This is a genomic window from Promicromonospora kroppenstedtii (assembly GCF_044389675.1).
Lineage (GTDB): Bacteria > Actinomycetota > Actinomycetes > Actinomycetales > Cellulomonadaceae > Promicromonospora > Promicromonospora kroppenstedtii.
Genome location: NZ_JBIRYI010000001.1, coordinates 60134 through 86943, shown reverse-complemented (window position 1 = coordinate 86943; position 26810 = coordinate 60134). Strand labels below are relative to the sequence as shown.

25 protein-coding genes and 1 other RNA gene are annotated in these 26810 nt (G+C 72.4%); 5 read left to right on the top strand and 21 right to left on the bottom strand.

The annotated features are described in order from the left end of the window. Window positions 1-243 precede the first annotated feature (243 nt). Window positions 244-1218 carry a DUF4349 domain-containing protein gene (locus ACH47X_RS00370; RefSeq protein ID WP_397400348.1) on the top strand — a complete coding sequence of 325 codons (975 nt, stop codon included), beginning with the start codon at window positions 244-246 and terminating at the stop codon, window positions 1216-1218. A gap of 16 nt (window positions 1219-1234) precedes the next feature. Here the strand turns inward: ACH47X_RS00370 and ACH47X_RS00365 are convergent, their stop codons facing one another. The 7 genes from ACH47X_RS00365 to ACH47X_RS00335 form a co-directional block, all read right to left on the bottom strand. Then, window positions 1235-2011: a MerR family transcriptional regulator gene (locus ACH47X_RS00365; RefSeq protein WP_397400346.1), complete on the bottom strand. Its 777-nt coding sequence runs from the start codon at window positions 2009-2011 to the stop codon at window positions 1235-1237. Then, window positions 2004-3260, bottom strand: coding sequence for an MFS transporter (locus ACH47X_RS00360; protein ID WP_397400344.1), 1257 nt, complete (start codon window positions 3258-3260; stop codon window positions 2004-2006). The genes ACH47X_RS00365 and ACH47X_RS00360 overlap by 8 nt, the downstream gene beginning before the upstream one ends. A 71-nt stretch (window positions 3261-3331) precedes the next feature. Continuing rightward, window positions 3332-3736: a RidA family protein gene (locus ACH47X_RS00355; protein ID WP_020013293.1), complete on the bottom strand. Its 405-nt coding sequence runs from the start codon at window positions 3734-3736 to the stop codon at window positions 3332-3334. Window positions 3737-3768: 32 nt separating this feature from the next. Continuing rightward, window positions 3769-4998 carry an alanine racemase gene (locus ACH47X_RS00350; RefSeq protein WP_397400341.1) on the bottom strand — a complete coding sequence of 410 codons (1230 nt, stop codon included), beginning with the start codon at window positions 4996-4998 and terminating at the stop codon, window positions 3769-3771. 158 nt (window positions 4999-5156) lie between these two features. Further along, window positions 5157-6752 (bottom strand): amidohydrolase family protein, encoded by a 1596-nt coding sequence (locus tag ACH47X_RS00345; protein WP_397400339.1) that lies wholly within the window; start codon window positions 6750-6752, stop codon window positions 5157-5159. Continuing rightward, the gene (locus ACH47X_RS00340; protein ID WP_397400337.1) at window positions 6749-8566 is read right to left on the bottom strand and encodes a beta-N-acetylhexosaminidase; all 1818 of its coding nucleotides are present in this window, start codon (window positions 8564-8566) and stop codon (window positions 6749-6751) included. Before ACH47X_RS00340 ends, ACH47X_RS00345 begins: the two co-directional genes overlap by 4 nt. Before the next feature lie 126 nt (window positions 8567-8692). Continuing rightward, a complete protein-coding gene (locus ACH47X_RS00335) occupies window positions 8693-10573 on the bottom strand; it encodes an acetate--CoA ligase (protein ID WP_397400335.1) in 1881 nt (626 codons plus the stop codon). Between the two features lie 146 nt (window positions 10574-10719). On the opposite strand from ACH47X_RS00335, the gene ACH47X_RS00330 reads away from it, so the two are divergent. Beyond that, window positions 10720-11466, top strand: coding sequence for an SRPBCC family protein (locus ACH47X_RS00330; RefSeq protein ID WP_397400333.1), 747 nt, complete (start codon window positions 10720-10722; stop codon window positions 11464-11466). Window positions 11467-11550: 84 nt separating this feature from the next. On the opposite strand, the gene ssrA is transcribed toward ACH47X_RS00330, so the two are convergent. The 5 genes from ssrA to ftsE all read right to left on the bottom strand — a co-directional run bounded on the left by ssrA (window position 11551) and on the right by ftsE (window position 15686). Further along, window positions 11551-11919, bottom strand: a transfer-messenger RNA (tmRNA) gene (ssrA, locus tag ACH47X_RS00325). Window positions 11920-12052: 133 nt separating this feature from the next. Next, the gene (smpB, locus tag ACH47X_RS00320; protein WP_020013299.1) at window positions 12053-12535 is read right to left on the bottom strand and encodes an SsrA-binding protein SmpB; all 483 of its coding nucleotides are present in this window, start codon (window positions 12533-12535) and stop codon (window positions 12053-12055) included. A gap of 90 nt (window positions 12536-12625) precedes the next feature. After that, a complete protein-coding gene (locus ACH47X_RS00315) occupies window positions 12626-13996 on the bottom strand; it encodes a peptidoglycan DD-metalloendopeptidase family protein (protein WP_397400331.1) in 1371 nt (456 codons plus the stop codon). Continuing rightward, entirely contained in the window at window positions 13996-14907 is a 912-nt protein-coding gene (gene ftsX, locus ACH47X_RS00310; protein ID WP_020013301.1) for a permease-like cell division protein FtsX, read from the bottom strand. The genes ACH47X_RS00315 and ftsX overlap by 1 nt, the downstream gene beginning before the upstream one ends. Window positions 14908-14909: 2 nt before the next feature. Continuing rightward, complete coding sequence (gene ftsE / locus ACH47X_RS00305) at window positions 14910-15686, bottom strand: cell division ATP-binding protein FtsE (protein WP_020013302.1); 777 nt, start codon at window positions 15684-15686, stop codon at window positions 14910-14912. A 216-nt stretch (window positions 15687-15902) separates the two neighbouring features. On the opposite strand from ftsE, the gene ACH47X_RS00300 reads away from it, so the two are divergent. Further along, window positions 15903-16946 (top strand): NAD(P)-dependent alcohol dehydrogenase, encoded by a 1044-nt coding sequence (locus ACH47X_RS00300; RefSeq protein WP_397400328.1) that lies wholly within the window; start codon window positions 15903-15905, stop codon window positions 16944-16946. A gap of 49 nt (window positions 16947-16995) precedes the next feature. Here the strand turns inward: ACH47X_RS00300 and prfB are convergent, their stop codons facing one another. The 3 genes from prfB to ACH47X_RS00285 all read right to left on the bottom strand — a co-directional run bounded on the left by prfB (window position 16996) and on the right by ACH47X_RS00285 (window position 19106). Further along, window positions 16996-18105, bottom strand: coding sequence for a peptide chain release factor 2 (gene prfB, locus ACH47X_RS00295; RefSeq protein ID WP_397400326.1), 1110 nt, complete (start codon window positions 18103-18105; stop codon window positions 16996-16998). Between the two features lie 69 nt (window positions 18106-18174). Further along, window positions 18175-18588 carry an ankyrin repeat domain-containing protein gene (locus ACH47X_RS00290; RefSeq protein WP_397400324.1) on the bottom strand — a complete coding sequence of 138 codons (414 nt, stop codon included), beginning with the start codon at window positions 18586-18588 and terminating at the stop codon, window positions 18175-18177. 50 nt (window positions 18589-18638) lie between these two features. Beyond that, the gene (locus ACH47X_RS00285; RefSeq protein WP_397400322.1) at window positions 18639-19106 is read right to left on the bottom strand and encodes a hypothetical protein; all 468 of its coding nucleotides are present in this window, start codon (window positions 19104-19106) and stop codon (window positions 18639-18641) included. A gap of 250 nt (window positions 19107-19356) precedes the next feature. Between ACH47X_RS00285 and ACH47X_RS00280 the strand changes: the two genes are divergently transcribed. After that, a complete protein-coding gene (locus ACH47X_RS00280; protein WP_397400320.1) occupies window positions 19357-20676 on the top strand; it encodes an endo-1,4-beta-xylanase in 1320 nt (439 codons plus the stop codon). A 120-nt stretch (window positions 20677-20796) separates the two neighbouring features. Here ACH47X_RS00280 and ACH47X_RS00275 read toward each other — a convergent pair whose 3' ends face one another. From ACH47X_RS00275 to ACH47X_RS00250, 6 genes are read right to left on the bottom strand one after another with little or no spacing between them, the layout of a single operon-like run. Further along, the gene (locus ACH47X_RS00275; protein ID WP_397400318.1) at window positions 20797-21282 is read right to left on the bottom strand and encodes a pilus assembly protein; all 486 of its coding nucleotides are present in this window, start codon (window positions 21280-21282) and stop codon (window positions 20797-20799) included. Continuing rightward, a complete protein-coding gene (locus ACH47X_RS00270) occupies window positions 21279-21623 on the bottom strand; it encodes a TadE/TadG family type IV pilus assembly protein (RefSeq protein WP_397400316.1) in 345 nt (114 codons plus the stop codon). The genes ACH47X_RS00275 and ACH47X_RS00270 overlap by 4 nt, the downstream gene beginning before the upstream one ends. 32 nt (window positions 21624-21655) lie before the next feature. Further along, window positions 21656-21847 carry a hypothetical protein gene (locus ACH47X_RS00265; RefSeq protein ID WP_397400314.1) on the bottom strand — a complete coding sequence of 64 codons (192 nt, stop codon included), beginning with the start codon at window positions 21845-21847 and terminating at the stop codon, window positions 21656-21658. A gap of 40 nt (window positions 21848-21887) precedes the next feature. After that, window positions 21888-22805, bottom strand: coding sequence for a type II secretion system F family protein (locus tag ACH47X_RS00260; protein ID WP_397400312.1), 918 nt, complete (start codon window positions 22803-22805; stop codon window positions 21888-21890). Continuing rightward, a complete protein-coding gene (locus ACH47X_RS00255; protein ID WP_397400310.1) occupies window positions 22802-23659 on the bottom strand; it encodes a type II secretion system F family protein in 858 nt (285 codons plus the stop codon). Before ACH47X_RS00255 ends, ACH47X_RS00260 begins: the two co-directional genes overlap by 4 nt. After that, window positions 23659-25050, bottom strand: a complete 1392-nt coding sequence (locus tag ACH47X_RS00250) for a CpaF family protein (protein ID WP_397400308.1) — start codon at window positions 25048-25050, stop codon at window positions 23659-23661. Before ACH47X_RS00250 ends, ACH47X_RS00255 begins: the two co-directional genes overlap by 1 nt. A 406-nt stretch (window positions 25051-25456) precedes the next feature. On the opposite strand from ACH47X_RS00250, the gene ACH47X_RS00245 reads away from it, so the two are divergent. Further along, window positions 25457-26731 carry an ATP-binding protein gene (locus ACH47X_RS00245; RefSeq protein ID WP_397400306.1) on the top strand — a complete coding sequence of 425 codons (1275 nt, stop codon included), beginning with the start codon at window positions 25457-25459 and terminating at the stop codon, window positions 26729-26731. The last annotated feature ends 79 nt before the right edge of the window (window positions 26732-26810 follow it).

Below are 26810 nucleotides of genomic sequence, written 5' to 3'. Positions count from 1 at the left end.
TTACTTGGGTCACGCTGCTCCCGACTCCGGACGGACCCCGTTCGACGTGGACCGATTACTTCACGTGCCTGACGAATCCGAGCCTGCACCAAGCGGGCGGACGGAGCACGGCGTGACCGGAACGTGATCAAGAACCGTGCAAAACAGATGAAAAATCGGGTCACCTGGGCCACAAGTTCACAAAGGGATCACAGTTCTCAGTTGAGGCGGGTTCCGGCACTGCCGGGCTCCTACGCTCGTCCCATGATTCGCAACCGGTCTGCTCTGGGGGACGCGGGCCCGCCCGCGCGCCGACTCGTCCACGCCCTCGTGGCCGCGGTGGCCGGCGGGACTCTCGTGATCTCCCTCTCGGCATGCTCCGGCGGCGGGGACTCCGGTTCGGAGGCAACGTCCGACGGCGGCGCGGCGCGCAGCGAGATGGTCGCCCCCGATGCAGCGGCGGACCAGGCGGCCGACGCGGCCACCGGTGCGATCGGCCTCACCGAGGCCCACGAGGAAGCGGTGGACCGCGAGCTCGTCACCACCGGCAGCGCGACGCTCGCGGCCGAGGACCCGTTCGCGGCCGCCGAGCAGATCAGCGGCCTCGTGGAGGAGGCCGGTGGCCGGGTCGAGGCGCGCGACGAGCGCGCCGAGACCGACGACGAGCCGGGCAGCGCGTCGATGACGCTGCGCATCCCCGCCGACCGCGTCTCGGCCACCCTGGACGCCCTCGACAAGCTGGGCGACGTGCGCGACCGGCACGTGGAGACGGTCGACGTCACCGGCACCGCGCAGGACCTGGACGCGCGTATCGAGGCGCTCCGCACCTCGACCGACCGGCTGCGCGAGCTCATGGCCGAGGCCGACCGGACCGCCGACCTGATCGAGATCGAGGCCGAGCTCTCCACGAGGCAGGCCGAGCTGGACTCCCGGGTCTCGGAGCGCAACCGGCTCTCGGACGAGGTCGCGATGTCCACCCTGCAGGTCGAGATCGTCGCGGAGGGCACCCCGGCGGCGCAGGCGAAGCCCGGCGGGTTCGTCGGCGGCCTGACGGCGGGGTGGAGCGCGCTGGTGAGCACGTTCAACGTGGTGGTGCTGATCCTCGGCGCGATCATCCCGTGGCTCGCGCTCGGCGGGGTGGTGCTGCTGGTGGTGGTCGGGGTGCGCAGGCAGCTCGCCAGGGCCCGCTCCGGCGGCCCGACGCCGCCCGCCGTGGAGCCGGAGCCCGTCGAGCCCTGAGCCCTGAGCCCCGGCGTTACGTCAGGCCGGGCTCCCCCGGCAGCTCGAACCTCCCCTCCAGCCGCTCGATCATCCGCAGCTGCTGCTCGTTGAGCTGTCCGGACGTGTACTCGCCGACCAGCTCCGCGGACCCGCTGAGGTCGATGTGCTCGCCGGCAGCGACGAGCTCCGTGAGCACCGGCCGGAACGTCAGCACGAACTTCTCCGCCAGGGCCGCTGACTCCTCGTCGGTGCTGCCCGGACCGAGCCGGGCGAACCGTTCGGCGATCTCGGTGACGGCCGGGACCATCTCCGGCCGGGCCAGCCGTTCGTAGAAGCGCTCGAGGAACGGCATCGCGTCGTCGCCGACGAGGTGGGCGAGGAGCACGGACTGGTCGCGGTCCGCCCGCACGAGCTCCGGCGAGAGATCGGCGGTGGCGAACACCGCGAAGAACGGGGCCAGCTCCGGCGGGAGGTCGGGGGCCACGGAGTGCTCTCGAAGCCGCGCGATCAGCGCGCGCTGGGCGGCGAGCCGGTCCATCTGCTCGGCCAGCTCCAGGTCGAGCTCGTCCAGAAGCTTTCGCGGGTCGGCGTCGGGGCCGGCGGAGTCGTCGAGCAGGGCGGGCATGCGGTCGAGCGGTATGCCGAGGGCCGCCAGCCGTTTGATCCGCAGGACCCGCACGAGGCTCTGCACGCCGTAGTCGCGATAGCCGTTGGAGCGCCGCTCCGGCTCGTCGAGCAGACCCACCTGGTGGTAGTGGCGCAGCGTCCGGACCGTCACGCCGGCGAGGCGGGCCAGCTCGCCGCTATGCACCGGTGGTCACCATCGCCTCCTGGGTCGTCGGGTCCGCGGACGGCTCCAGGTTACGCAGCGACCGCGCGAACAGGCCCACGGCCATGGCGACCAGCCACACGCCGGCCAGCGCCACCGCCGCGGTACCGACGCCGATGTACTCGGTGACGACCGCGGCAGCCATCAGGCCGACGGTCGGCGCCGCGATCATGATCGAGTTCTGGGTGCCCATGACCCGGCCACGCATGTGCTCGGGGATGCGCTCGATCATGAGCACGCCCATCAGGCTGCCGAACAGGCCGCTGGAGAGCCCGACCACGAAGGCGCCGGCGAGGACCACCCACACCGAGGACAGCGTGGCGATGATGCCGAACCCGAGTCCTGTCCCCACGAGCCCCGCGAGGAACCAGGTCCGACGACGTCCGCGCGTGCCGGCCACGGCGTACGACGCGGCGCCGGCGAGGAGCCCGGCGGCGAGAGCGGTGAGCACGAACCCGAGCATCCCGGGCTGCTCCACCCGCGTGAACCAGACCGGCAGCACAAGGGCCTGCAACGGCCCCAGCACCATCGCGGAGACCACGGTGAGCGCGGTGGTCGCGACCAGGAACGGGCTGCTGAACAGCACCCGCCAGCCGTCGCGGAGCTGCGACCAGCCGTTGCCGCCGGCGACCGCTCCGGTCCCGGCGGCACCGGTCGAGACGTCCCCGACCCGGTGCGGGACGAGGAGCGTGAGCAGCGCGGCCAGGAGCGAGGTCGCCGCCGTGATCCACAGGACGGCGGACCCGTCGAAGAGCACCATCAGCGTCCCGGCCGCCGCGGGCCCGAGCAGCAGCGCGATCGCGCCGAGCCCCTCCCGGACGCCCATGAGGCGCTCCGCGCTGACCCCGCCGTGCCGCACGATCGCCGGCAGCAGAGCCTCACGAGCGGTCATCCCGGGCACGTCGCCGAACGACCCGATGATGCCGAACAGGATGAACCAGCCGAGGTCGAGCCCGGAGACCATGTCGACCACGGGCAGCGCCGCGACGGAGGCCGCCGAGACGAGGTCCGTGACCACGGACGACGTCCGGCGGTTGATCCGGTCGATCACCACGCCCATGACCAGGCCGGCGAGCACCGCGGGAAGCGCGGTGGCCGCGGCCACCGCACCGGTCCCCAGGGCGCTCCCGGTGGTCTGCAGGACGATCAGCGGGAGCGCCACGCCGGCTATCGAGTTGCCCAGCAGGGAGAGCAGGTAGGACGCCAGGTACGCGACGGGAGTCAGCCTCATGACCCCAGTGAGAACTATGACGTCGCGTCGGGGTCAAGCCCGGCCGGTGCGACACCGGCCGGGCCCGCGGGTCAGTCGGTGATCGCGAGCGCGTCGATCTCCACGAGCATCTCCTCGCGGGGCAGCCCTGTGAACACCGTGGTCCGGCTCGGGAGCACGCCGCCCGGGCAGTGCTTGGTCACGAACTCGCCGTAGGCCTCGTTCATGATCCCGAAGTCCTCGCGCTTGGTCAGGTACACGCGCAGCATGACGACGTCGTCGAACGTCGCGCCGGCGGCCTCGACGATCGCCCGGACGTTCTCCAGCGTGCGGGTGGTCTGGGCGGCGACGTCGCCCTCGTGGACGTACTGGTTCGTCGCCGGGTCCATGGGGCCCTGCCCCGAGACCTGCACGAACGGCCCCTTGCGCACGCCCTGGTGGAAGGTGTGCGCGGGCGCCGGGGCGTCCGGGGTCGAGATGGCGGTCTTCGCGGTCATGTCGTTCTCCTTGCGGGTATCTCGGTGATGGGTCAGAAGCTCAGCGTGACCTGCTCGGCGACCTCGTCGCCGCGGGTCACCAGGGCCGTGCGGTACTTGTCGAGCGTGGTGCACGGGTGCGAGATGCCGAACCCGACGACGTCGCCGGGACGGAGCGCGCCGTCCGCCAGGCCCTCCGCCGCGCCGTCCAGGGACAGGTAGGCGTGCTGGTCGTTGAGCGCGGTCACGGCGACGCCGGTCAGCTCGCGGGCCTCCCCCAGCCGGCCGTCGGCGTCGGCCGGGCGCACGACGAGCGGCGTCGGCAGGTCGATGTCGAACGAGACATCGCGCCGGCCCATGCCGCAGATGACCAGCCCGGGCTCCGGTGCGGACAGCACCGACGCCCAGACCGTGATCGCGGGGCGCAGCGGCTCCGCGCCCAGCCGGGTCCACGGATCGGTGCGCAGGTAGTGGCCGTGGTCGTGGGTCACGTAGGCGCCGGAGCGCAGCACGACGCGGGTCGGCAGAGCCGCGGTGACGCCGTCGTCCGCGGCGGCCTGGAGCGGCTCGCCCAGGCGCCGGGCCACGACGTCGGCGAACGCGCTGCCGCCGGCGCTGAGCACGACGGGGCCGTCGACGAGGCCCGCGACCAGCGCACCCGCCTCGCGCAGCCCGTCGCACCACTGCCCGACGGCGGCCAGCTCCTCGGCGCTGGTGCCGCCGGCGACCGGGCCCTCGTACCCGGCGACGCCGACAAGCCGCAGCCCGGCGTCGTGCACCCGGCCGGCGAGCGCCACGGCGTCGGGCACGGAGCGCAGGCCGGTGCGGCCCGCGGGCACGCCGAGCTCGACGAGCACACCCAGCCGCGCGGTGACCTCGGGGGCGGCCCCCGCGAGCCCGTCGGCGAGCAGGCCGACGCCGCGGTCGGAGTCGACGTAGACCCAGACCTCGTCGGCGGTGCCGTCGGTCAGGGCGGTGCGGAGCCACGCGATCTCGCGGGGGTCCACGAGCTCGTTGGCGAGGAAGGCGCGGCGTCCGGCGCCGGGGACGCCCCAGCCGAGGGCAGTCCGGAGCTGGGCGGGGGTCGCGACGGTGGCGCCCCAGGCGCCGGCGGCGACCTGCCGCTCCCAGATCTGGCGGGACATGTGCGTCTTGACGTGCGGCGCGTGTTCCACGCCCGCTGCCGCGAAGACGCCCGCGACGGTCGCGATGTTGTGGTCCAGTGCCGGCTCGTCGAGCGTCAGCAGGGGCCAGGAGAACCGGGGGTCGTCGATGCGCAGCACGACCCCATCCTGCCGTGCGGTTCGGGCTACCGACGAACCGGTCCGGTGCGCGGGCCTGTCTGCGGTCGCCTTCGAGGCCTAAGTTTCTTCGCTTTCCAGCGCTCGAAAGCGAAGAAACTTAGGCCTCGAAGGGGGTGGGGCAGACGAACTGCCGCAGGTCAGACGACGGCGGGGCGCAGCCCGCGGCCCGGCGTCGCGCCCGTGAGCTCTCCGCCCGCGAGCACGGGCCCGCCGCCCACCAGCACGTCCTCGATGCCGACGGCGGGGGTGCGCGGGCGCTCGTACGTGGCCTCGTCCCGGACGGCGCCGGGGTCCACGAGCACGAGGTCGGCGACTGCCCCGGGCGCGAGCTCCCCGCGGCCGGCGAGGCGGAACCGCCGGGCAGCCCGGCCCGACAGGTGCTGGGCCGCGTCCCACCACGTCCAGGAGCCGCGCCGCACGTGGTCGTCGAGGAACCGCGCGAAGGTACCCCAACCGCGGGGATGCGGCTGCCCGCCCAGGTAGATCGAGTCCGAGCCGGCGAGGTGCGCCTCGTGCCCCGCCAGTGTGCGCACCGACTCGGGCGAGTTGGTGGGCGGCTGCGCGAACACGCAGCTCGCGCGCAGCGCGGTGGCCGTCAGGATCTCGACCACGGTGTCGGGGGCCGATCGCCCGAGCCGCGCGGCGACGTCGGGCAGGGTCATGCCCTCGGCCCACTCCAGGCCGGGCACGGACGCGAACGTGATGCGCGGCCAGAGGTCCGTCAGGCCGGCGAAGTGCTCGGCCAGGCGCCCGGCGCGGGCGGGGTCGCGCAGGGCTGCGACGGTCGCGGCGGGGTCCGCGAGCGGCAGCCAGGTGGGCAGGGAGACCATGGACAGGATGGAGCAGCCGCGCAGGTAGGGGTAGGAGTCGTAGGTCAGGTCGTGGCCCCCGGCACGGGCCGCCTCGATCTGCCCCAGCAGCTCCTGGGCGGGGCCGTGCAGGTGAGAGACGTGCGTCGCGACGCCGGACGCGCGCGCGACGCGCAGCAGCTCCGCCAGCCCCTCGACGCCCCGGTCCTCGTACCCGCGCATGTGGCTCACGTGCGGCAGCCCGCGGGCGGCTGCGACCCGGGCGAGCGCGACCAGCTCGCGCTCGTCGGCGTAGGCGGCGGGCACGTACTCCAGGCCGGTCGAGAAGCCGCAGGCGCCGTCGTCCAGGGCCTGTTCGAGAAGGGCGACCATCGCGGCGATCTCCGTGTCCGTCGCCGGGCGCTGTGCCGCGCCGAGCACCCGGTAGCGCAGCGTGCCGTGCGGCGCGAGGTAGGCGACGTTCACCGGGACCGTGCGGTGGTAGGTCGTCAGGAGGTCGCCCACGGAGCCGCCCGCGAACACGGGGTGGTCCCCGTCGATCGCGGCGAAGTACGTGCTCGCCCAGTCGTAGGTGGCGCGGTCGGACGGCGCGAAGGACACGCCGTCCTGCCCCGCGACGACGGTGGTGATGCCCTGGCGGAGCAGCGCCAGCTGCACGTCTGGGCGGAAGACGGCGGCCTCGGCGTGGGTGTGCGCGTCCACGAACCCGGGCAGGGCGAGGCGGCCGTGCGCCTCGAGGACGGCTGAGCCGGGCGTGCCGGTGCCGGGCGCGGCGGTGTCCGGGCCGGCGGTCGCCGGGCCGGGATCGCCCGCCCGGGTGATCGCGGCGATGCGGCCGCGTGCGACGTGCAGGTCCACCCGTCCCGAAAGGGACCCGTCGGGCTGCGGCAGCCGGGCGCCGCGCACCAGGACCGTGCCGGTCACGTGTCGCTCGCCGGCGTCCGCTCAGGCAGGTTCTCGACGCCGCCATCCTCCCGCCAGCCGCCGAGCCCGGCCCAGCCGCCGACGGCGGTCTCCGCCGCCAGGTCGCGCGGGTAGCCCTGCACCCCGGGGCGGGTCTGCCAGGGGTGCGGGCCGGCGAGCGGCCGGTACTCGACGCCGTACGCGTCGAGCCGCGGCAGGTGGTGCCGGGCCAGGCGTTCCAGGAACTCCCTGGACCGCTCGGAGCCCGGCTCCCGGCTCGCCTGCGGGGACCACGCGACCTCCGCGAACGCGGCCAGCCGCGGGTAGGTCGCGTAGTCGACCCGCCGGGCGCTGTCGAGGTGCTCGGTCCACACCTGGGCCTGGGCGCCCAGAAGCCTTCCCCGCGTGGGGGCGACCAGCCCGACCGGCGACGACGAAGGCTCGTCCAGCGGTAGCGACTCGACGAGTCCGGGTGGGAGCGGGTCGAACGAGTAGACGTCCTCGACGGTGCGCAGGAAGCCGACCGGGATGGGCTCTGCCGGGTGGTCGCCCGCGCGGTGGTCGAGGTAGACGGCCTGCTCGGGCGCCATCACCACGTCGTGCCCCGCCGCGAGCGCCGCCGCGCCCTGGGCGTACCCGCGCCAGGAGGTGACGATCACGTCGCGCGGCAGCATGGGCGAGACGGCCTCGTCCCAGACGACGGCGCGGCGGCCGACGTCGGACACGTGCTCGGCGAGCCGGGCGATGAACCAGCCGTGCAGCCGCCCGACGTCGACCGAGCCGTCGGCCCCGTACAGCCCCAGCGCCCGGGCGCGCTCGACGATCTGCGGCGACTCGCGCCAGAGGGTCGGCGGCACCTCGTCGCCGCCGAGGCCGATCCAGGGCGCGTCGAAGACGTCCAGCACCTCGTCCAGCACGTGCCGGAAGAACGCGAGCGAACCCTCGGACGGGTCGAGCACGTCCTGGCTGATGCCCCAGGTGGTGCGCACCCCGCTGCGGTCCTTGCGCGTGCCGAGCTCGGGGTAGGCGGCGACGGCGGCCTCGACGTGACCGGGCACGTCGATCTCGGGCACCACGGTGATCCCGCGGTCGCGGGCGTAGGCGACGATCTCGCGCAGGTCGTCCTGCGTGTAGAAGCCGCCGTGCGGCCGGCCGTCCTTGGCGCCGGTCCGCCAGGTGCCGACGGTGGACTCCCGGCGCCATGCGCCGGTGCGCGTCAGCTCCGGGTAGCGGTCGATCTGCACCCGCCAGCCCTGGTCGTCGGTGAGGTGGAGCTGGAGCACGTTGAGCCGGTGGGCGGCGGCCAGGTCGACGAAGCGCAACACGTCGTGCTTGGGCAGGAAGTGCCGGGCGACGTCGAGCAGCACCCCGCGCCAGTCGAACCGGGGGTGGTCCTCGATGCGCACCGCCGGCAGGGCCGGCAGTGTGCCGGCGGTCCGGTAGGCCGCGGTCGCGCGGCGGAACGCCGACGGGCCGGCGAGCTGGCGCAGGGTCTGCACCGCGGCGTGGGCACCGGCGAGGTCGGCGGCCTCGACCCGGACCGTGGCGGTTCCTTGCGTCGTACCGGTGCCCGACGGCGCCTCGCGCACCTCGATCCGGTAGCCCCCGGTGGGCAGGTCGGCCGCGAGCGCGAGGACGACGTCGGCGGGCCCGTCGGCCACCGGCACCAGGTCGATGCCGTACGCCTCCTCGGTGACCCGGCGCCACCAGCGCGCGGCGGGGCGCAGGACGGGGTCGGCCGCGACGCGCGCGCCGTCGGTGAGCAGCACCGAACCGCCCGGCGCCTGCGTCGACGCAGGCAGGGGGACAAGGCCAGGACCTCCGGGCTGGTGCACGCCGGACACCCTAGCGCGACGCTCCGTTCACCCGAGGCGGGACGCGACGAACGTAGACTCCGTCGCTCTCTGCGCCCTCATGAGCCGACTATCCCTACGTTCGAGTGCCCGCCCGGCGGGCGGCGATCACTCGCGGCGAAGGATCGGTTCCAGCGCCGTCAGCACCGACGGGTCCTCGATCGTCGACGGGACCGTGGGGTGCTCGCCGTCGGCCAGCTGCCGCATGGTGCGCCGCAGGATCTTGCCCGAGCGGGTCTTCGGCAGGCCGGCGACGATCTCGACGTCCTTGAACGCGGCGACGGGGCCGATCTGGTCGCGCACGGCGGCGACGAGCTCGGCCGCGACGCCCGTGGGGTCCACCCCGGCCTTGAGCACCACGAGCCCGCGCGGCACCTGGCCCTTGAGCGCGTCGGCGGCCCCGATGACGGCGCACTCGGCGACGGCGGGATGACCGGCCAGGACTCCCTCGATCGCTCCGGTCGACAGGCGGTGCCCGGCCACGTTGATGACGTCGTCGGTGCGCCCCATCACGTAGACGTAGCCGTCGTCGTCCACGTAACCGCCGTCGCCGGACAGGTAGTAGCCGTCGAACGCGGCGAGGTAGGACGACACGTACCTGGCGTCGTCGTGCCACAGGGTCTGCAGCGTGCCGGGCGGCAGCGGCAGGCGCAGGGCGAGGCTGCCCTCCTGGTTCGGTCCGGCGACCGAGCCGTCGGGCAGCAGCACCTGCACGTCGAAGCCCGGCACGGGCACCGAGGGCGACCCCGGCCGCGTGGGCATCGGGTCGAGCCCGCGCAGGTTGGCGACCACGGCCCACCCGGTCTCGGTCTGCCACCAGTGGTCCACGACGGGCACGCCGAGGATCCGGCCGGCCCACTCGTAGGTGCCGGGGTCGAGCCGCTCCCCCGCGAGGAACAGGTGCCGCAGCGAGGTGGTGTCGTGGGCGGCCACGAGGATGCCCTCGGGGTCCTCCTTCTTGATGGCGCGGATGGCGGTCGGCGCGGTGAACAGGGCCTCGACCCGGTGGTCGGCGACCACGCGCCAGAACGCACCGGCGTCGGGCGTGCCGACCGGCTTGCCCTCGTAGAGCACCGTGGTGGCGCCCGCGATCAGCGGCCCGTAGACGATGTAGGAGTGCCCGACGACCCAGCCGACGTCGGACGCCGTCCACCACACCTGGCCGGCCTCGATGTCGTAGATGTTCCGCATGGACCAGGCCAGGGCCACGGCGTGACCGCCGTTGTCGCGCAGGATGCCCTTGGGCCTGCCCGTGGTGCCCGACGTGTACAGGATGTAGAGCGGGTCCGTGGCCGCGACCTCGGCACACGGGGCGGGGTTGGTGCGCCCGGCACGCATCGCGGTGGCCCAGTCCAGGTCGCGGCCCTCGACGAGCGTCGCCTCGGCCTGCGGCCGCTGGAGCACGACGCACGACGCCGGCTCGTGGTCGGCCAGCTCCAGCGCGCGGTCCAGCAGCGGCTTGTACTCCACGACGCGGCTCGGCTCGATGCCGCACGAGGCGGACACGACGACCCTGGGCTGGGCGTCGTCGATCCGCACGGCCAGCTCGTTCGCCGCGAACCCGCCGAACACCACGGAGTGCACCGCGCCCAGGCGCGCGCAGGCCAGCATCGCGACGACCGCCTCGGGCACCATCGGCATGTAGATCACCACACGGTCGCCCTGCCCGACGCCGAGGTCGCGCAGGGCGCCGGCGAACGCCGCGACGTCCTGCAGCAGCGTGGCGTAGGTGAACGACTCGGTGGTGCCGGTGACCGGGCTGTCGTAGATCAGCGCCGTCTGGTCACCGCGGCCCGCGATCACGTGCCGGTCGAGCGCGTTGTAGCAGGTGTTCAGCCGGCCGTCGGAGAACCAGCGGAAGAACGGCGGGCTGTCGGCGTCGAGCACGCGGGTGGGCTTGTGGAACCACGAGACGAGAGCTGCCTGCTCGCCCCAGAAACCCTCGGGGTCGCTGAGGCTGCGCCGGTGGACGTCCGCGTAGTCGGCCATGTGGTGCCCTTCCGCTCCGGCTCACGGACCCCGGTGTCCGCGCCGCTGCCAGTCTGCCACGGAGGTCCACGCGGTCCGGGACGAAACCCGCTCGCATCGGGACGTTCGGCCCTGGGTGCCGAACGGCGGCCGTGGTGTGGTGGGGCATGGACCACGACAGCACCGACACTCCCGTCGTCGACCGGAGCGCCGGGGGCCGGTGGCCGGGGCACCGGCGGGCCTGGGTCACGGCCACCGCCATCACCGCGACGGTGGCGGGCGCCATCGCCACGCGCGCCCGGCTCCGGAACTGGGGCGCGACACCGGAGGAGATCGGCAGCAGCCTGCCGGGCGACGACCTGCTCACCGCCGACTTGGCGTCCACGCGCGCCATCACCGTGGGCGCCCCGTGCGCGGAGGTCTGGCCGTGGCTGGTACAGATCGGCCAGGACCGCGGCGGCTGGTACAGCTACGACTGGCTCGAGAACCTGTTCGGCCTGGACATCCACAGCACCGACGATCTGCACGGCGAGTGGCAGCACCTCACCGCGGGCGACATCGTCCGGGCCACCCCGCCCGGGGCGATGGGCCTGCCCGAGGGGTACGCGTTCCGCGTCGCGCTCGTCGACCCGCCGCACGCGCTGGTGCTGCGCCAGCGGCCGCCGGAACACCCGTGGAACGCGACCTGGGCGTTCGTGCTGGCCGACGACGGACCGGACCGCTGCCGGCTGCTGGTCCGCAGCCGCTCGACGCGCTCCCCCGGGCTCGCGGGACGCCTGTCCGGACTGGTCGGCGAGCTGCTGGACCCCGTCACGCTGCTCATGACGCGGCGGATGCTGCTCGGCATCCGGGAGCGCGCGGAGCGGGCGCACGCGCGCGGGCTGCCGTCGTCGATGACGCGGCGCCGGGTGTGAGAGCGGCAGGTCTGGGGCGCCGTCGGACGAGAGAGCCGGACAAGACAAAGGAGTCCCCGCCTCGACGAGGCGGGGACTCCTGATCCGTGGAGCTGCCGGGAATCGAACCCGGGTCCGGTATCGGTTTTCGAGGACTTCTCCGGGCGCAGTCTGCTATGGATTTTCTCGGCCCCCGCGCTCGCGCAGACACGTTCGCGGACAGGCCCAGCCATCTAAGTGTTCCCGTAGCCCCGATGACGAGAGCTACGAGCAGAGGCTTCCTAGATGACGCCGGCTACTGGGACGGAAGCGTCTCCCAGGCCGACGGAGTTCGGGCTCGCTCAGGCGGCGAGGGCGAACTCGTTGCGCGAGTTATCGGCAACTATTGGTTTACAGGCATCGTTTACGAGATAAGCCTGCATCCTCGGCCCGCTTCTCCTCGAAGCACGACCACCGTCGAAACCGATCAGCCCCTATGGATTTTTCAACGTGCCCCGCGCGAGCTGCGCCCGTGCGGAACGTGTCCAGTCTAGGTGATCAACACCCCGGACGGGAACGTTATTTCGGCAACAGCCAGGTCAGGCTCTGCTCGTCGTCGGCCGAGCCTTCAGCCGAGCATCTCCTTGTGCCGGATCGCGCGCTGCGCCTCGCGCATGTCCTGCTGCTCGCGCAGGGTCTGCCGCTTGTCGTACTCCTTCTTGCCTCGCGCGAGCGCGATCTCGACCTTGGCACGGCCGTCCAGGAAGTACAGCGACAGCGGGATCAGGGTGTGCCCCTTCTCCCGGGACTTGGACTCCAGACGCGCGATCTCCTCGCGGTGCAGCAGCAGCTTGCGCCGGCGCCGGGGCGCGTGGTTGTTCCACGTGCCCTGGAAGTAGGCGGGGATGTGCACGTTCTCGAGCCAGGCCTCGCCGCGGTCGATGGCGGCGTAGCCGTCAGTCAGGGACGCGCGCCCCATGCGCAGCGCCTTGACCTCGGTTCCCGAGAGCACCAGTCCGGCCTCGAAGACGTCCTCGATCACGTAGTCATGACGGGCCTTCTTGTTGTTCGCCACGATCTTGCGCGGATCGTCGACCTTCTTCTTGGCCATGGTCTCCCTCCGGGTTCTGCGGGCGCGTGCTACCCCCTGCGGGCGGCGCGACGCCCCAGTTTACGCGCCCGGCCGGACGGGACCAGGCTTTTACAGCCAGGTCATGGGGTCGACGGTCGAGCCGTTGATGTACAGCTCGAAGTGCAGGTGGCAGGCCGTGGACGTGCCCGTCGTGCCCGAGTATCCGACGACCTGACCGCGTGAGACCCGCTGCCCCGCCGAGACGGCGAACGACGTGAGGTGGTTCGAGCTGGACATCACGCTCTTGCCGCTCGAGGTGTAGCCGTGGTCGATCAGCACCTGGTTGCCCAGCCCGGCCAGGGTGCGCGCGTACAGCACGGTGCCGTCCGCGGCGGCCAGGATCGGGGTGCCGCAGTAGGCCCGGAAGTCGGTGCCGGCGTGCAGGCGGGAGTAGTTCAGCACCGGGTGGAACCGCATGCCGTACGACGAGGTGATGAGGGGGTTGGCCGTCGGGTAGCTGAGGAACGACATGGTCCCGGACGAGCCCTTGCCGCCCCCGCCCCCGGACGAGCCGCCACCGCCGGACGAGCCGCCCGAGGAGCCCTGCTCGGCCTGCCGCTCGGCGAGCCGTCGGTCCCGCGCCTTCTGGTCGCGGATGATCGACTTCAGGTCCGACTCGATGGAGCTGAGCTCCTGCTCGTTGGACTGCATGTTCGCCAGGGCGGCGTCCTTGCGCTTCTCGATGCGTGCCTTGAGCCGCTCCTGCTCCCGGATCAGGCGCTCGATCTCGGCCTTGCGTTCCACCGCGGCCTGCTTGGCCTGCTCCTTGGACCGCACGTTCTCGTCCGCGAGCCGCTTGAGCTCGGTGACCACCTCGCGGATCGCCGTCAGCCGCGCCTGCAGGTTGCGGGCGGTCGCCTCGGCGTCCTGCAGCTCGGCGAGCGTGCGGGCCCGGATCCGGGCGGCCGACGACGACACCGAGTACCCGTCGATGAACTCCTCGGTGCTCTGGGCGCCGGTCACCAGGCCGATGGTCGAGGTGCTGCCGGCGCCGCGGAACTCCTCACGGGCCATCTGCGCGATGTCGTCGCGGGCGCCGTCGACCTTGCCCGACCCGTCCTGGAGCTGCTGGGTGACCTGCGCCTCCTCGAGCTGGGCGTCCGCCAGGCGCTGGGCGAGGATCGCCGCCTCCCGTTCGGCCCGCTGCAGCTCGGCCTCGGCCACCGCGAGCTCGGCCTCCGCGACCGGGAGCCGGCCCTCGACCTGGTCCAGCTCCAGCACGGCGTCCGCGAGCTGCGAGTCCGTGTGCTCCAGCTCGGCCTCGAGGCTCTCGCGCTCCTTCTCCTTGGCCGCCTGCTGGCGCTCCGCGGCGGCCCGCCGGTCGTCGAGGTCGTCGGCCTGGACGGCGGTCGAGCCGCCCAGCAGGAGCAGGACGGCGAGCGCCGCGGCGATGCCGCCGCGGCCGGGGACCCTGGTGCGGGGCTTTCGGGGAGTGGACATCAGATCCTCGTGTACCGGTTCAGGGTGAAGAAGGACGAGAGGGCGGCCAGCGCGACCGCCATGATCACGAGCAGCGGCGCGACGCGGAACACGTCGACCTCGGAGACGTAGGCGACCCAGTCGACCGACCGTTCGAGCCAGTCGCTGACCATGAACCGCACGGCGAGCCAGAGCCCGCCACCGGCGAGCAGGGAGCCCAGCACGGCCGCCAGCGCGCCCTCCAGCAGGAAGGGCAGCTGGATGAACAGGTTGGACGCGCCCACCAGGCGCATGATCTCGGTCTCCTTGCGGCGGGAGACGGCGCTGAGCCTGATCGTGGTGGTGATCAGCAGGACGGCGGCCAGGAGCATGACGCCGGCCAGCCCGGCCGCGAGCAGCGTGGCGACGTTGAGCGTGCGGAACAGCGGCTCGAAGACGGCCCGCTGGTCCTCGACGATCTCCACGCCGTCGCGCCCGGAGAGCACGTCGCTGACGACGGCGAACTGCTCGGCGTCGGTCAGCTTGAGCCGCAGCGAGGCCTGCATGTCGTCGGCGGTGAGCTGCGTGCCCTGGTAGCCGTCGGGGTAGCGCTCGCTGAAGGCCTCGAACGCCTGCTGCTTGGACTCGAAGTAGACCTTGCTGACCTGGCTCGACAGCTCGGTGTCGATGACCTGGCGGACGGAGTCGATCTGGTCCTCGGTGGCCTCGCCCGTCGCGCACGTGGGCGACACCGAGCCCTCGGGGCAGAGGAAGACGGAGACCTCGACGAGGTCGTACCAGTCGTCCTTGAGCTTGCCGATCTGGGCCTGCAGCAGGGCGGCGGCGCCGACGAACGTCAGCGACACGAACGTCACGAGCACCACGGCCACGACCATGGTGGTGTTCCGGCGCAGGCCGCTGAAGACCTCGCCGAGCACGAACTGGAAGCGCACGGTCAGGACCCCCGCACCGTCTGGACCGGGGCACGGGTGCCGCTGCCGGGGGCGTCGAGCACGGGCGAGGCGCCGACGTCGGGCAGGATCGACTCCCGCTCGCCGTAGCCGCCCCGTGCCTCGTCGCGCACCACGACGCCGTCGGACAGCTCGACGACGCGGCGGCGCATCTCGTTGACGATCTCGTCGTCGTGCGTGGCCATGACCACCGTGGTGCCGGTCCGGTTGATGCGGTCCAGCAGCCGCATGATGCCGAGCGACGTGGTGGGGTCGAGGTTCCCCGTCGGCTCGTCGGCCAGCAGGATCTGCGGCCGGTTGACGATGGCGCGCGCGATCGCGGCGCGCTGCTGCTCGCCGCCCGAGAGCTCGGTGGGCATCCGCTTGCCCTTGCCCGTCAGGCCCACCATCTCCAGGACCTCGGGCACGGTGTCGCGGATGACGTGCCGCGGCTTGCCGATCACCTGCAGGGCGAACGCCACGTTCTCGTGGACGGTCTTGTTCTGCAGCAGCCGGAAGTCCTGGAACACCACGCCGAGCTGACGGCGCAGGGTGGGCACGCGCCACCCCGAGAGGTTCGCGACATCGCGGCCGGCCACGTAGACGCGGCCTCGGGTGGGCCGCTGCTCGCGCAGCACCAGCGACAGGAAGGTCGACTTGCCCGACCCGGAGGCCCCCACGAGGAACACGAACTCGCCGCGCTCGACGTCCACGGAGACCTGGTCGAGGGCAGGTCGTGCGCCGCGCGCATAGACCTTCGACACGTTCTCGAACCTGATCACGAGCCCGACACTAGGTCGGACATCCGCGGGCGTGTCCGGCAGACACGCCGATGGGGTTCACCCCGGCGCGCCGAGTTGCTCGCCATATCCGGCCAAAATGCTCGGACGCGGCATTTCGCCGGACCGGCCACCCACGCCGGACCGACATCCCGCGCCGGACCGGCGCCGATGAGTTCTGATGGAGGAACCGGCCCCCGGCGACAGGAGCGTGAGCTGATGCGTGCAGTCGTGTTCGAGAAGTTCCAGACCTTTCCCAGCCTGCGAGAGGTGGACAGGCCGAGCCCCGGCCCGGGCGAGGTGCTGCTGAAGATCGCCGGCTCCGGCGCCTGCCACTCCGACGTCGCGCTCTACAAGGAGTTCGCCGAGGGGCAGCCAGGGGCGTCCGCGCCGCCCTTCGTGCTGGGCCACGAGGCATCGGGCTGGATCGAGGAGCTCGGTCCAGGGGTCACCGGGTTCACCAAGGGTGACGCGTACCTCGTGTACGGGCCCAACGGGTGCGGGCACTGCAAGGCCTGCTCACGCGGCCAGGACACGTACTGCGAGAACGCGGCGACCATGCCGTGGGCAGCCACCGGGATCGGGCGCGACGGCGGCATGGCGGAGTACATGGTCACCCCCGCCCGCAACCTCGTGCCGCTGGGTGACGCCGACCCCGTGGCGGCCGCTCCCCTGGCCGACGCCGGCCTCACTCCGTACCACGCCATCAAGCTGTCGCTGCCCAAGCTGGCCGGCGGCGGCAGGTACGCGCTGGTCGTGGGCCTCGGCGGGCTGGGGCAGATCGCAGTGCAGATCCTGACCGCGCTGACCGGCGCCACCGTGATCGCCACCGACATGAAGCAGGACGCGATGGACCGCGCGGCGGCGGCCGGCGCCGTCACCGTGCCCGGCGGACCGGACCAGGTCGCGGCGATCCGCGAGATCACCGGCGGGCGCGGCGTCGACGCCGCGTTCGACCTGGTGGGCGCCGCACCCACGATCAGGACGGCGCAGGCGTGCCTCGCCCAGCAGGGGCGGCTCACCGTCGTCGGCATCGCCGGCGGGGTGACCGAGTGGAGCTTCTTCACCAACCCGTACGAGGCGGAGATCACCAACACCTACTGGGGCACCGTCGAGGAGCTCTACGAGGTGGTCGCGATGTACCGGGCGGGGCAGATCGTGCCCGACGTCGAGCGGTACCCCCTCGACCGGTTCGACGAGGCGTACCGCAAGCTGGAGGCAGGGCAGCTGTCCGGACGCGCGGTCATCGTGCCGCACGCCTGAGACCGCGAGAACGCCGGGCGGCCTCGTGGAGGCTGCCCGGCGTGGGATGTCAGTTCCCGGAGCCGCCGCGGCGCCAGCGGATGCCGGCCTCGATGAAGTCGTCGATGGCGCCGTCGAACACGGCCTGCGGGTTGCCCGACTCGTGCTCGGTGCGCAGGTCCTTGACCATCTGGTACGGCTGCAGCACGTAGGACCGCATCTGGTCGCCCCAGCTGGCCTTGATGTCGCCGGCCATCTCCTTCTTCTTCGCGGCCTCCTCCGCCTTGCGGAGCAGCAGCAGGCGCGACTGGAGCACGCGGTAGGCGGCCGCGCGGTTCTGGATCTGCGACTTCTCGTTCTGCATCGCGACGACGACGCCCGTGGGGATGTGCGTCATGCGGACCGCGGAGTCCGTCGTGTTGACCGACTGACCGCCCGGGCCCGAGGAGCGGTACACATCGATCTTGAGCTCGGAGTCCGGGATGTCGATGTGGTCCGTCTGCTCGATGAGCGGGATCACCTCGACCGCCGCGAACGACGTCTGCCGGCGGCCCTGGTTGTCGAACGGCGAGATACGCACCAGGCGGTGCGTGCCCGCCTCGACCGACAGGTTGCCGAACGCGTAGGGCACGTTGACCTCGAAGGTCGCGGACTTGAGGCCCGCCTCCTCGGCGTAGGACGTGTCGCCGACCTTGGTCGGGTAACCGTGCCGCTCGGCCCAGCGCAGGTACATGCGCATCAGCATCTCGGCGAAGTCGGCGGCGTCCACGCCACCGGCGCCGGCGCGGATCGTCACGACGGCCTCGCGGGAGTCGTACTCGCCGTTGAGCAGGGTGCGGACCTCGAGGGCGGCGAGGTCCTTGCGGATCTTGGCGACCTCCTCCTCGGCCTCGGTCAGCGAGTCGGCGTCCTCCATCTCCTGGCCGAGCTCCACGAGGGTCTCGACGTCGTCGATGCGGGCGGCGAGCTTCTCCACCCGGCTCAGCTCGGCCTGTGCGGCCGAGAGCGCGGAGGTGACCTTCTGGCCCTCCTCCGGGTCGTCCCACAGGTTGGGCGCCGACGCCTGCTCCGACAGCTCGGCGATCTTCGCCTCGAGCGCGGTGGGGTCGCTCACGGCCTCGATGGACTCGAGGGTCGTGCGAAGCGCCTTGATCTCAGCGGGAAAGTCGTTGGTGGCCACGATGTTCAAGGTTACCCGCGCATCCCGGTGCCCGACGCCGGAAAATCCCGCGCCGCCCTCAGCCCCGGGTCAGCGAGCCCCCGGCTCGGGCAGCTCGCGGCCGAACATCTGCGCGGTCGCGCGGGCGCTGGGCGTCCCCGCGTCCGGGTCGGCGCCGTGCTCGATCAGCACCTGGATCACGTCGGCCTCGTTCTTGAACACTGCCCCCGCGAGCGGCGCCTGGTTGTTGCCGTTGAGCCGGTTCACGTCCGCGCCGCGCTCGGCGAGACCCGCCGTCAGGGCGGCGTGCCCGTGATAGGCGGCGAGCATCAGCAGGGTGTTGTCCGCCTCGTCGGCCAGCTCGACCGGAAGGCCGGCGTCCACGAGGTCCAGGAGCACGTCCGCGCCCTGTCGGGCGAGGTCGAAGATCTGCTGGGGCTCCAGGCGCGTGCCGCCCTGCTCGTTCGGGCCCTGCTCGCCGGTGCTCTGCTCGCTCATGGCCACAACCTAACCCGGCCCGGTGAGCCGGGCCGCGGGTCGCGCCCCGGCCGCGCTCACCAGGCGCGAGCCGTGGACGACGCCGACAGGGGCACCCCGCCGCCGAACGCGTCGGTGAACCAGCGCAGCAGCGGCGGCCGGGACACGGCCGCGAGCGTCACCCGGGCGGACCGCCCGTCCGGCGACGACGCCCCGGTCACCGCAACGGGCAGCCCCGGCGGGTGCTCGGCCAGGTACTGCTCGACGGCGGCGCGCACCGCGGCGTCCGACAGCGTGAGCGGGGCGCCCTCGGCCCGCACCGCACCGCCCGTGTAGAACGCGTCCGGGGACATCGCGTCCGCGGCGTCGGCGGCGGCCAGGTCCGCGACGTCGTACAGGGCCTTCCGGTCCAGGTGCACGGCGCTCGCCGAGGCGACGACCGCGACGAGCATCAGCGCGAACGCGACGAAGGCCGAGGTGAGCAGCATGATGCGGCCGCTCTCGGGGTCGCGCCGGCAGGCGTCGGGGTGGTCGGCGGGGGTCACCCGCCCATTGTGTCGCCGGGCACGGGCCACGGCCCGGGGAGGGTGTGGACAACCGTTCCGCGAGGTTGCGGACGGGGTGCGGACCACCCCGGGAGCCGCCGGTTCGCGCACCACGGCGACCTAATCGTTTAGATTCGCCCGATCTTCGAAAACGTTTAGCGAAACCCTTGACACCTGGTGGGAGCCATAGAAATCCTTTTCCACGTCCGACGGGCCAACGACGGCACGTCCTACCCGAAGGGGATCAACGATGACCCGAACGCTCACCCCAAGGCGCCGCGGGCGCACACTCGGAGTGGTCTCGCTCGCCACGCTGACCGCCCTGGTGCTCAGCGCAGGCATCGCGGCGACGTCCGCCCAGGCCGCCGGCAGCACCCTGCAGGCCGCCGCCGCGGAGTCGGGCCGGTACTTCGGCACGGCGATCGCGGCGAACAAGCTCTCCGACACGGCGTACACCACCATCGCGAACCGCGAGTTCAACATGGTCACCGCCGAGAACGAGATGAAGCTGGACGCCACCGAGCCGAACCAGAACCAGTTCAACTTCACCAATGGTGACCGCATCGTGAGCTGGGCACGGAGCAACGGCAAGCAGGTCCGGGGACACACGCTGGCGTGGCACTCGCAGCAACCGGGCTGGATGCAGAACATGAGCGGCTCCGCGCTGCGGTCCGCGATGCTCAACCACGTGACCCAGGTGGCCACCCACTACCGCGGCCAGATCCACTCCTGGGACGTGGTGAACGAGGCGTTCGCCGACGGATCCTCCGGCGCGCGCCGCGACTCGAACCTGCAGCGCACCGGCAACGACTGGATCGAGGCGGCGTTCCGCGCCGCCCGGGCGGCCGACCCGAACGCCAAGCTCTGCTACAACGACTACAACACGGACAACTGGAGCCACGCCAAGACCCAGGCCGTGTACAACATGGTCCGGGACTTCAAGTCCCGCGGCGTCCCGATCGACTGTGTCGGCTTCCAGGCCCACTTCAACAGCGGCAACCCGGTACCCAGCAACTATCACACCACCCTCGGCAACTTCGCGGCCCTGGGCGTGGACGTCCAGATCACCGAGCTCGACATCGCGGGCTCCGGCACCTCGCAGGCCGAGCAGTACCGCGGGATCGTCCAGGCATGCCTCGCCGTGTCGCGCTGCACCGGCATCAGCGTGTGGGGCGTGCGGGACTCCGACTCGTGGCGGTCCGGTGACACCCCGCTCCTGTTCGACGGCAACGGCAACAAGAAGCTCGCCTACAACTACACGCTGGACGCCCTGAACGCGGGCGGGACGGGGAACCCGCAGCCCGGTGACGGCTGCACGGTCACCGTCACCCGTGCCGAGGAGTGGTCCGACCGATTCAACGTCTCGCTCGCGGTCTCGGGGAGCTCCACCTGGCGCGTCTCGGTCCAGCTGCAGGGCGCGCAGAGCCTGCAGAACTCCTGGAACGCCACGGTCTCCGGCACCAGCGGGACCCTGACCGCCACGCCGAACGGGAACGGGAACTCGTTCGGGATCACGCTCTACAAGAACGGCAGCACCACCCTGCCCACCGCGACCTGCTCGACCACCTGACGCTCGATCCGCCGGGCTGACCCTGACCCGGACGCGGCCGCCCGGCCGTGCAGGACGACGGCGGTCCGCACCCCTTCAGGGGTGCGGACCGTCGTCACGTCCGCGCCCCGCCGCCGCTCCTCAGAACCGGACCGTCGTGTACTCGTCGACCGTTCCGGTACGGGCCGCCTCCACGGGGACCGACAACGGCACCCAACCCCGCACGGCCTCGGGCAGCAGGGGCAGGGGTACCTCGACGCGGACGACCGCAGCCACGGAGCCGCCCGGCGTCAGGCACGGGGACTGCGAGCACTCCAGGGTGAGCCTGCCCTCGCCGGGCGCGAAGCCCTGATCGGTCAGGGCGAGGCGCAGCGCGGCGTCCGCCCGACTGGTGCCGACCGCCGCGGACTCGGCCGTGACCAGCGCGCGGACCGCGCCGGTCGCAGCGCCCTCGGCGGCGAACGCGCCGGCCTGGACGCGACCGAGCGTGACCACGAGGTAGACCAGCGGGATCAGAAGGATCAGCGCGACGCCGAGGAACTCGACCATCGCGGAACCCTGCTCGCGCGCGGTGTCCTCGGTGCGTGCCCGCCAGGCCTGCCGTGCGACCCGGCGCGGCCCGCTCATCGCTCCGCCAGGGCGTGGCCGCGCACCGTGATCGTGCCGGCGGGACCGAGCAGCCCGACCACGGGCAGCGGCGTCCGCACCGTGACCTCGGTGACCGCCACACCGTCGAACGTGGTGGTGCCGGCGGTCACGTCGCGGGCGTAGTCGCCGGTCAGGGCACCGGCCAGGAGGGCTCGGGCGCGGGCGACACCGTCGGCCGGAGTCCGGTCCGCGCGCGCCGCCACGCGGGCGCCCTCGGCTGCCGCGTCGGTCGCGAGCGACCGCACGTGGACGGCGAGCGCCACCTGGACCACCCCGAGCAGGAGTGCCAGGACCAACACCGACACCAGCAGGAACTCCACCGCCGCGGATCCACGCTCCCGCCGGCCGGTGCTCACCCCTGGCCCGTGACGCTGCTGATCGCCTGACGGAACGCGCCCTCGAGCAGGGGGCCGGCGACGGCCCAGAGCGCCACCACGAGGCCAGCCGTCATCAAGGTCACGAGCACCCAACCCGGCACGTCACCGCGCTCGGTCCCGTGCTCGGCATGGTCGGTGTCGGTGTCGGTTTCTCGGTCGTCGCGCATGGAGCTTCCTTTCGTCAACGGAATCGTTCGGCCGGTCGGGTCAGAGCCCGATCCGGAGCGTGGCCAGGCTGGGGAACACGGCGAAGACGACGGTGACCGGCAGGACCAGGAACACGACCGGCACCATCATCAGGATCTCCTTGCGGCCACCCGCCTCCAGGAGGGCGCGGCGGCCGGCCTCGCGGACGTCGCGGGCCTGGGCGCGCAGCACGTCCGCCAACGGCGTCCCGCGCTCGAGCGCCACCACGACGCCCTCGGCGAACCGCGACAACGGAGGCAGCCCGGACCGCTCGGCGAGCGCCGTGAGGGCGGCCGTCACGGGTGCGCCCGCGCGCACCTCGGCGACCATGCGGCGGATCTCGCCCGCCAGCTCGCCGCGGGCCGTGGACGCCACCCGTTCGAGTGCGGCGGGCGGGCTCTCCCCCGCCGCCACGGCCAGGGCGAGCAGCTCCGCGATGGTCGGCAGCTCGGCGAGGAGTCGCTCCTCGCGACGTCGGACCCGGAGGGTGAGGGCCTGGTCGCACGCGACGTAGCCGCAGCCACCTGTGATCACCACGAGGGCGACCAGGGGGACGGCCGACGCCCCGCGGGTCGCCGCGAGCAGCAGGGCGAGGCCGAGCCCGGCCGCGAGCCCCGCAACCGTCCACACGACCTGACGGGCGCGGAAGTGGTCGACGGTCTCGGCGGAGCCGGCCCGGTCGAGCCGGCGGCGGATCTCCTCCCGGGGCGCGCCGAACCGCTCGAGGCGCGCACCGACGTCGTGCAGGCCGAGCAGCCGGACCACCGCCGACGTGCGGCTGGCCTCGCGCAGCAGGGTCGAGGTCGCGTCGCGCGGTCGCAGGTAGGGCGCGAGACGCTCGTCGAGGCTGACCGCCCGCGCCCGGAGGCGGGAGAGCACGATCAGCACGCCGAGCGCCACACCGAGGCCCGCGAGCGCCCCCGCGGCCCAGCCCGTCACCGCAGCACCCGGCGCTCGGCGGGCAGTCGTCCGATCCGGAGCATCAGCCGGTAGGCCAGGAGCGCGCAGAGGCCGCCGCCGACGAGCACCGTGATCCCCGCGGGCGAGTCGTAGGCGGCCGCCGTCCCGGGCCGGGTGGACAGCAGCGCGAGGACGACCCACGGTCCGGCGACCGCGACGCGGGCGCCGTTGACGGTCCAGCTCTGACGGGCCTCGAGCTCGCCGCGGGTAGCGGCGTCCTCCCGGAGGAAGCCGCTGAGGGTACGCAGCAGCCGGCCCAGGTCCTGGCCGCCGACCTCTCGCGTCAGGCGCAGGGCTTCGACGATGCGGTCCGCGACCGGGTCGGCGAGGCGTTCCTTGAGCGCGTCGAGGGCATCGCCGAACCGGCCACCGGCCCGGTAGTCGTGGGCGAAGCGGCCGAACGGCTCGCGCAGCTCGACGGGGCCGCGGTGCGCCAGCTGAGCTACCGCCTCGGGCAGGGACAGCCCGGCGCGGACCCCGGAGGCGAGGTGGTCCACCACCTCGGGCCACGCCTCCCGCAGCGCCCGGCGGCGGTGCCGGGCGCGGGCGCGGACCAGCACGACGGGGCCCGGGGCGGCGAGCGCCGCGAAGCACACGGCGATGGCGGGCGACCTGGTCACGGCAAGCGCCGCGAGCAGGGTGACGACGCCCAGCGCCACGCAGGAGCCCACGAGCATCGCGGGGGTCACGGAGGGCGCACCGGCCTGGGTGAGCAGGTCGCGGGTGCGCATCTGCCAGGTCACCCGGCCCGTGGGGCGCGGCGTCGGGGTCCAGCAGGACCACCACACGCTGAACAGCCCCGCGCCGAGGAGCAGGCCCACGACGACGCCCATCAGCGGGTCGCCCAGGGGCTCGCTGCGGCACGCGCACCCACGCCCGCACCTCCGGCCCCGGCCCACGGACCGGCGACGGAGCCGCGCGGGGACCCGGTTCCAGGCGCCGCCTCCGGAGGTATCGACCGGTCGGCGAGCAGCGCCCGGACATCGAACCCGGCGCGCTCGAACCGGTCCTCGCCGGGCGGCATGCCGTCGCCGCGGCGCAGGTCGCCGTCGGCGTCCCGGTCGAAGATCCCGGCCGTCTCGATACGGCCCTCCTCGACCCGTCCGGTCACCGCGACGATCTCGCGGACCTGGCGGCGCACCACGCCGTCCGCCGCCCGGGTCAGGCCGAGGTGCACCACGAGATCCACCGCGGAGGCGACGGTGGGCACCACGAAGCGGTCCGACACGTTCTCGCCCGCGAGCAGCGGGAGGGTGGTCATCTTCGCGACCGCCTCGCGCGCGGTGTTGGCGTGCAGCGTGCACATGCCGGGCACGCCGCTGTTCAGGGCGATGAGCAGGTCGAACGCCTCGGCCTCCCGCACCTCGCCGATGACCAGCCGGTCCGGGCGCATGCGCAGGGCCTCCTTGACCAGGCGTCGCAGCGGCACCTCGCCCGTGCCCTCGAGGTTCGCAGGGCGGGTCTGCAGCGCCACGTGGTCGCGGACCGGCAGGCGCAGCTCCCAGACCTCCTCGGCCGAGATGACGCGCTCGGACCCGGGGATCGACCCCGCCAGGGCATTCAGCATCGTGGTCTTGCCGGCCTGGGTCTGGCCCGAGACGAGCACGTTCAGCCCGGACCGCACGGCGGCGTCGAGGAACGCCGCGGCCTGGGCCGTGAGCGACCCGAGCCGCACCATGTCGGCCAGCGAGCGGGCCCGCACCACATGCTTGCGGATGTTCACGGCCCACGCGGAACGCGTGATGTCGGGGATCACGACGTGCAGGCGCTCTCCGCCGGGCAGCCGGGCGTCCACGAAGGGGCTCGACAGGTCGAGTCGCCGCCCGGAGGTCTTGAGCATGCGCTCCACGAGGTCGCGCACCTGCTCCTCGGTCAGCACCGTGCTCGTCAGCTCGGACACCCCGCGTCGCGCGACGTAGACGTGGGTCGGCGCGTTGAGCCAGACCTCCTCTATTTCAGGATCATCAAGATAAGTTTGCAGCGGCCCAAAGCCGCCAACCGCGTCCGAAATCTCCTGGACTACGCGCTCCATATCGGGCAACCCGAGGAGAAGACCGCGTGCGGCGCGGTCCGCGTAGTCCGCAGCCACTTCACGCACCAGCTCCGAAAGCCGTTCCGGTTCTGCCATCGGGTCCACGCCACGACGCCGGACGAGTTCACGTACCTCACTCTCCAGCAGAGCGACCCCGTCGGCTCGTGCCGCGTCCCGCCCGTGGACGGCCATGCTTGCGTTCCCAGCATCGACCGCAGCCACTCGGCGCGTTCCGGTCCGTTCCACCGCAGCAGACATAGCCCTCCCCCTGAGCTCGCGTTCGCGGCTCCCCCGTCGGCACTGCCCTTGCAGATCGCCGCCGCACCGACCTTAAGAGCATCCGCCACGATCCGCGCCCCACGAACAGAATGCCTGTGGATAACCCCTTGTCCTGCCCTGAGGTATTCGCGCGTGAACAAGTCGGGCAACGCCGCGATCTGCACGCCCGAGCATCTGGTCCGCTAGATGGTGCAACAGTTCCGCCGATGGTGGCGCGAGGCTCGAAGTCGCACATCGGTAGCACAGGAGTGCGCAGATCGGACTCGTAGGAAGCCGAACATCGGTAGCGTAGGATGCCGTAAATCTGTAGCCTAGGATCGTGGACTACATCCCAAGAATTCTCGATCGCCAGTTGGACGACCTTCTCCGAGGCCTACCCGCCGTGGCGATCGTCGGCCCCAAAGCAGTGGGTAAGACCGAGACGGCCTCGCGGCGGGCGCAGTCGGTCCTGGACCTCGGCGACGAGTTCGAACTGAGCCTGATTCAGAACGATCCAGGCCGGTTGACAAGGGCGAAGCGTCCGGTCCTTGTCGACGAATGGCAAGTACATCCGCCCGTCTGGGATGCGGTTCGGCGAGCTGTCGACCGCGGCGCGAATGCTGGAGACTTCCTGCTGACCGGCTCGGCGGCCCCGACGAAGCAGCCCATGCACTCCGGTGCCGGTCGCATCGTCCAGCTGCGCATGCGCCCGATGTCGCTTGCAGAGCGAGCGATCGGCGAGCCTTCGGTGTCACTGGGGGCACTACTCGCAGGAGGGCGTCCGCCGGTGTCGGGCGACTCCTCGGCAGGCCTCGAAGATTACGCTCAGGAGATCACCTCCTCAGGCTTTCCGGGGATACGGCGTCTCCCAGAGCGCTTCCGAAAGGACGCTCTCGACGGCTATCTGGCGGCTGTTGTGGATCGCGACTTCGCGGAACTTGGTCACGTCGTACGCCGTCCCGGAACGCTACGCGCCTGGCTGCGTGCATACGCCGCGGCAACCTCGACGACCACCTCGTACAACTCGATACTCGAGGCTGCGACACCTGGGGAAGCCGACAAGCCGGCACGTACCACGACGGTCGCCTACCGCGAGATCCTGGAACGCATGTGGCTCGTCGAGGAGGTCCCGGCGTGGACGGGCATCGGCAGCATCATGACGGCGCTCGGCGCCTCGCCGAAGCACCAGATGTGCGATCCCGCACTGGCGGCACGACTCCTGAACGTCAGCGGCGATGCGCTCCTGGAACGCGCGAATCCGGGTACTGTCCCGCTCCCACGCAAGGGCTCGCTGATCGGCGCGTTCTTCGAGAGCCTGGTCACGCTGTCCGTCCAGGTCTACGCGGAAGCGCATGGAGCACGTGTCAGCCACCTGCGGACAAAGCGCGGCGAACATGAGGTCGACCTCATCGTCGAACGGGGCGACGGCAAGATCGTGGCGATCGAGGTGAAGCTCACGGCCATCCCCAGCGGGGACGACGTCAAGCACCTGAGATGGCTCCAGGACAAGCTGGGTGACGACCTGCTCGACGCCGTTCTCATCACGACCGGGCCCGCCGCATACCGACGCGACGACGGGATCGCCGTCGTACCCGCGGAACTGCTCGGTCCCTGAGATCGTGGCGGTGCTTTGCGGTCGACCCCGAGCTGCGAGGCCCTCTGGCGCTGGATATCCCGCAGGGGCGCGAACGTCC

Coding starts and splice junctions, on each gene's coding strand:
- ACH47X_RS00370 (WP_397400348.1), top strand. CDS start 244: ATGATTCGCAACCGGTCTGCTCTGGGGGACGCGGGCCCGCCCGCGCGC.
- ACH47X_RS00360 (WP_397400344.1), bottom strand. CDS start 3,260: ATGAGGCTGACTCCCGTCGCGTACCTGGCGTCCTACCTGCTCTCCCTG.
- ACH47X_RS00355 (WP_020013293.1), bottom strand. CDS start 3,736: ATGACCGCGAAGACCGCCATCTCGACCCCGGACGCCCCGGCGCCCGCG.
- ACH47X_RS00335 (WP_397400335.1), bottom strand. CDS start 10,573: ATGGCCGACTACGCGGACGTCCACCGGCGCAGCCTCAGCGACCCCGAG.
- ACH47X_RS00330 (WP_397400333.1), top strand. CDS start 10,720: ATGGACCACGACAGCACCGACACTCCCGTCGTCGACCGGAGCGCCGGG.
- smpB (WP_020013299.1), bottom strand. CDS start 12,535: ATGGCCAAGAAGAAGGTCGACGATCCGCGCAAGATCGTGGCGAACAAC.
- ACH47X_RS00315 (WP_397400331.1), bottom strand. CDS start 13,996: ATGTCCACTCCCCGAAAGCCCCGCACCAGGGTCCCCGGCCGCGGCGGC.
- ACH47X_RS00300 (WP_397400328.1), top strand. CDS start 15,903: ATGCGTGCAGTCGTGTTCGAGAAGTTCCAGACCTTTCCCAGCCTGCGA.
- ACH47X_RS00280 (WP_397400320.1), top strand. CDS start 19,357: ATGACCCGAACGCTCACCCCAAGGCGCCGCGGGCGCACACTCGGAGTG.
- ACH47X_RS00275 (WP_397400318.1), bottom strand. CDS start 21,282: ATGAGCGGGCCGCGCCGGGTCGCACGGCAGGCCTGGCGGGCACGCACC.
- ACH47X_RS00265 (WP_397400314.1), bottom strand. CDS start 21,847: ATGCGCGACGACCGAGAAACCGACACCGACACCGACCATGCCGAGCAC.
- ACH47X_RS00255 (WP_397400310.1), bottom strand. CDS start 23,659: ATGGGCGTCGTCGTGGGCCTGCTCCTCGGCGCGGGGCTGTTCAGCGTG.
- ACH47X_RS00250 (WP_397400308.1), bottom strand. CDS start 25,050: ATGGCCGTCCACGGGCGGGACGCGGCACGAGCCGACGGGGTCGCTCTG.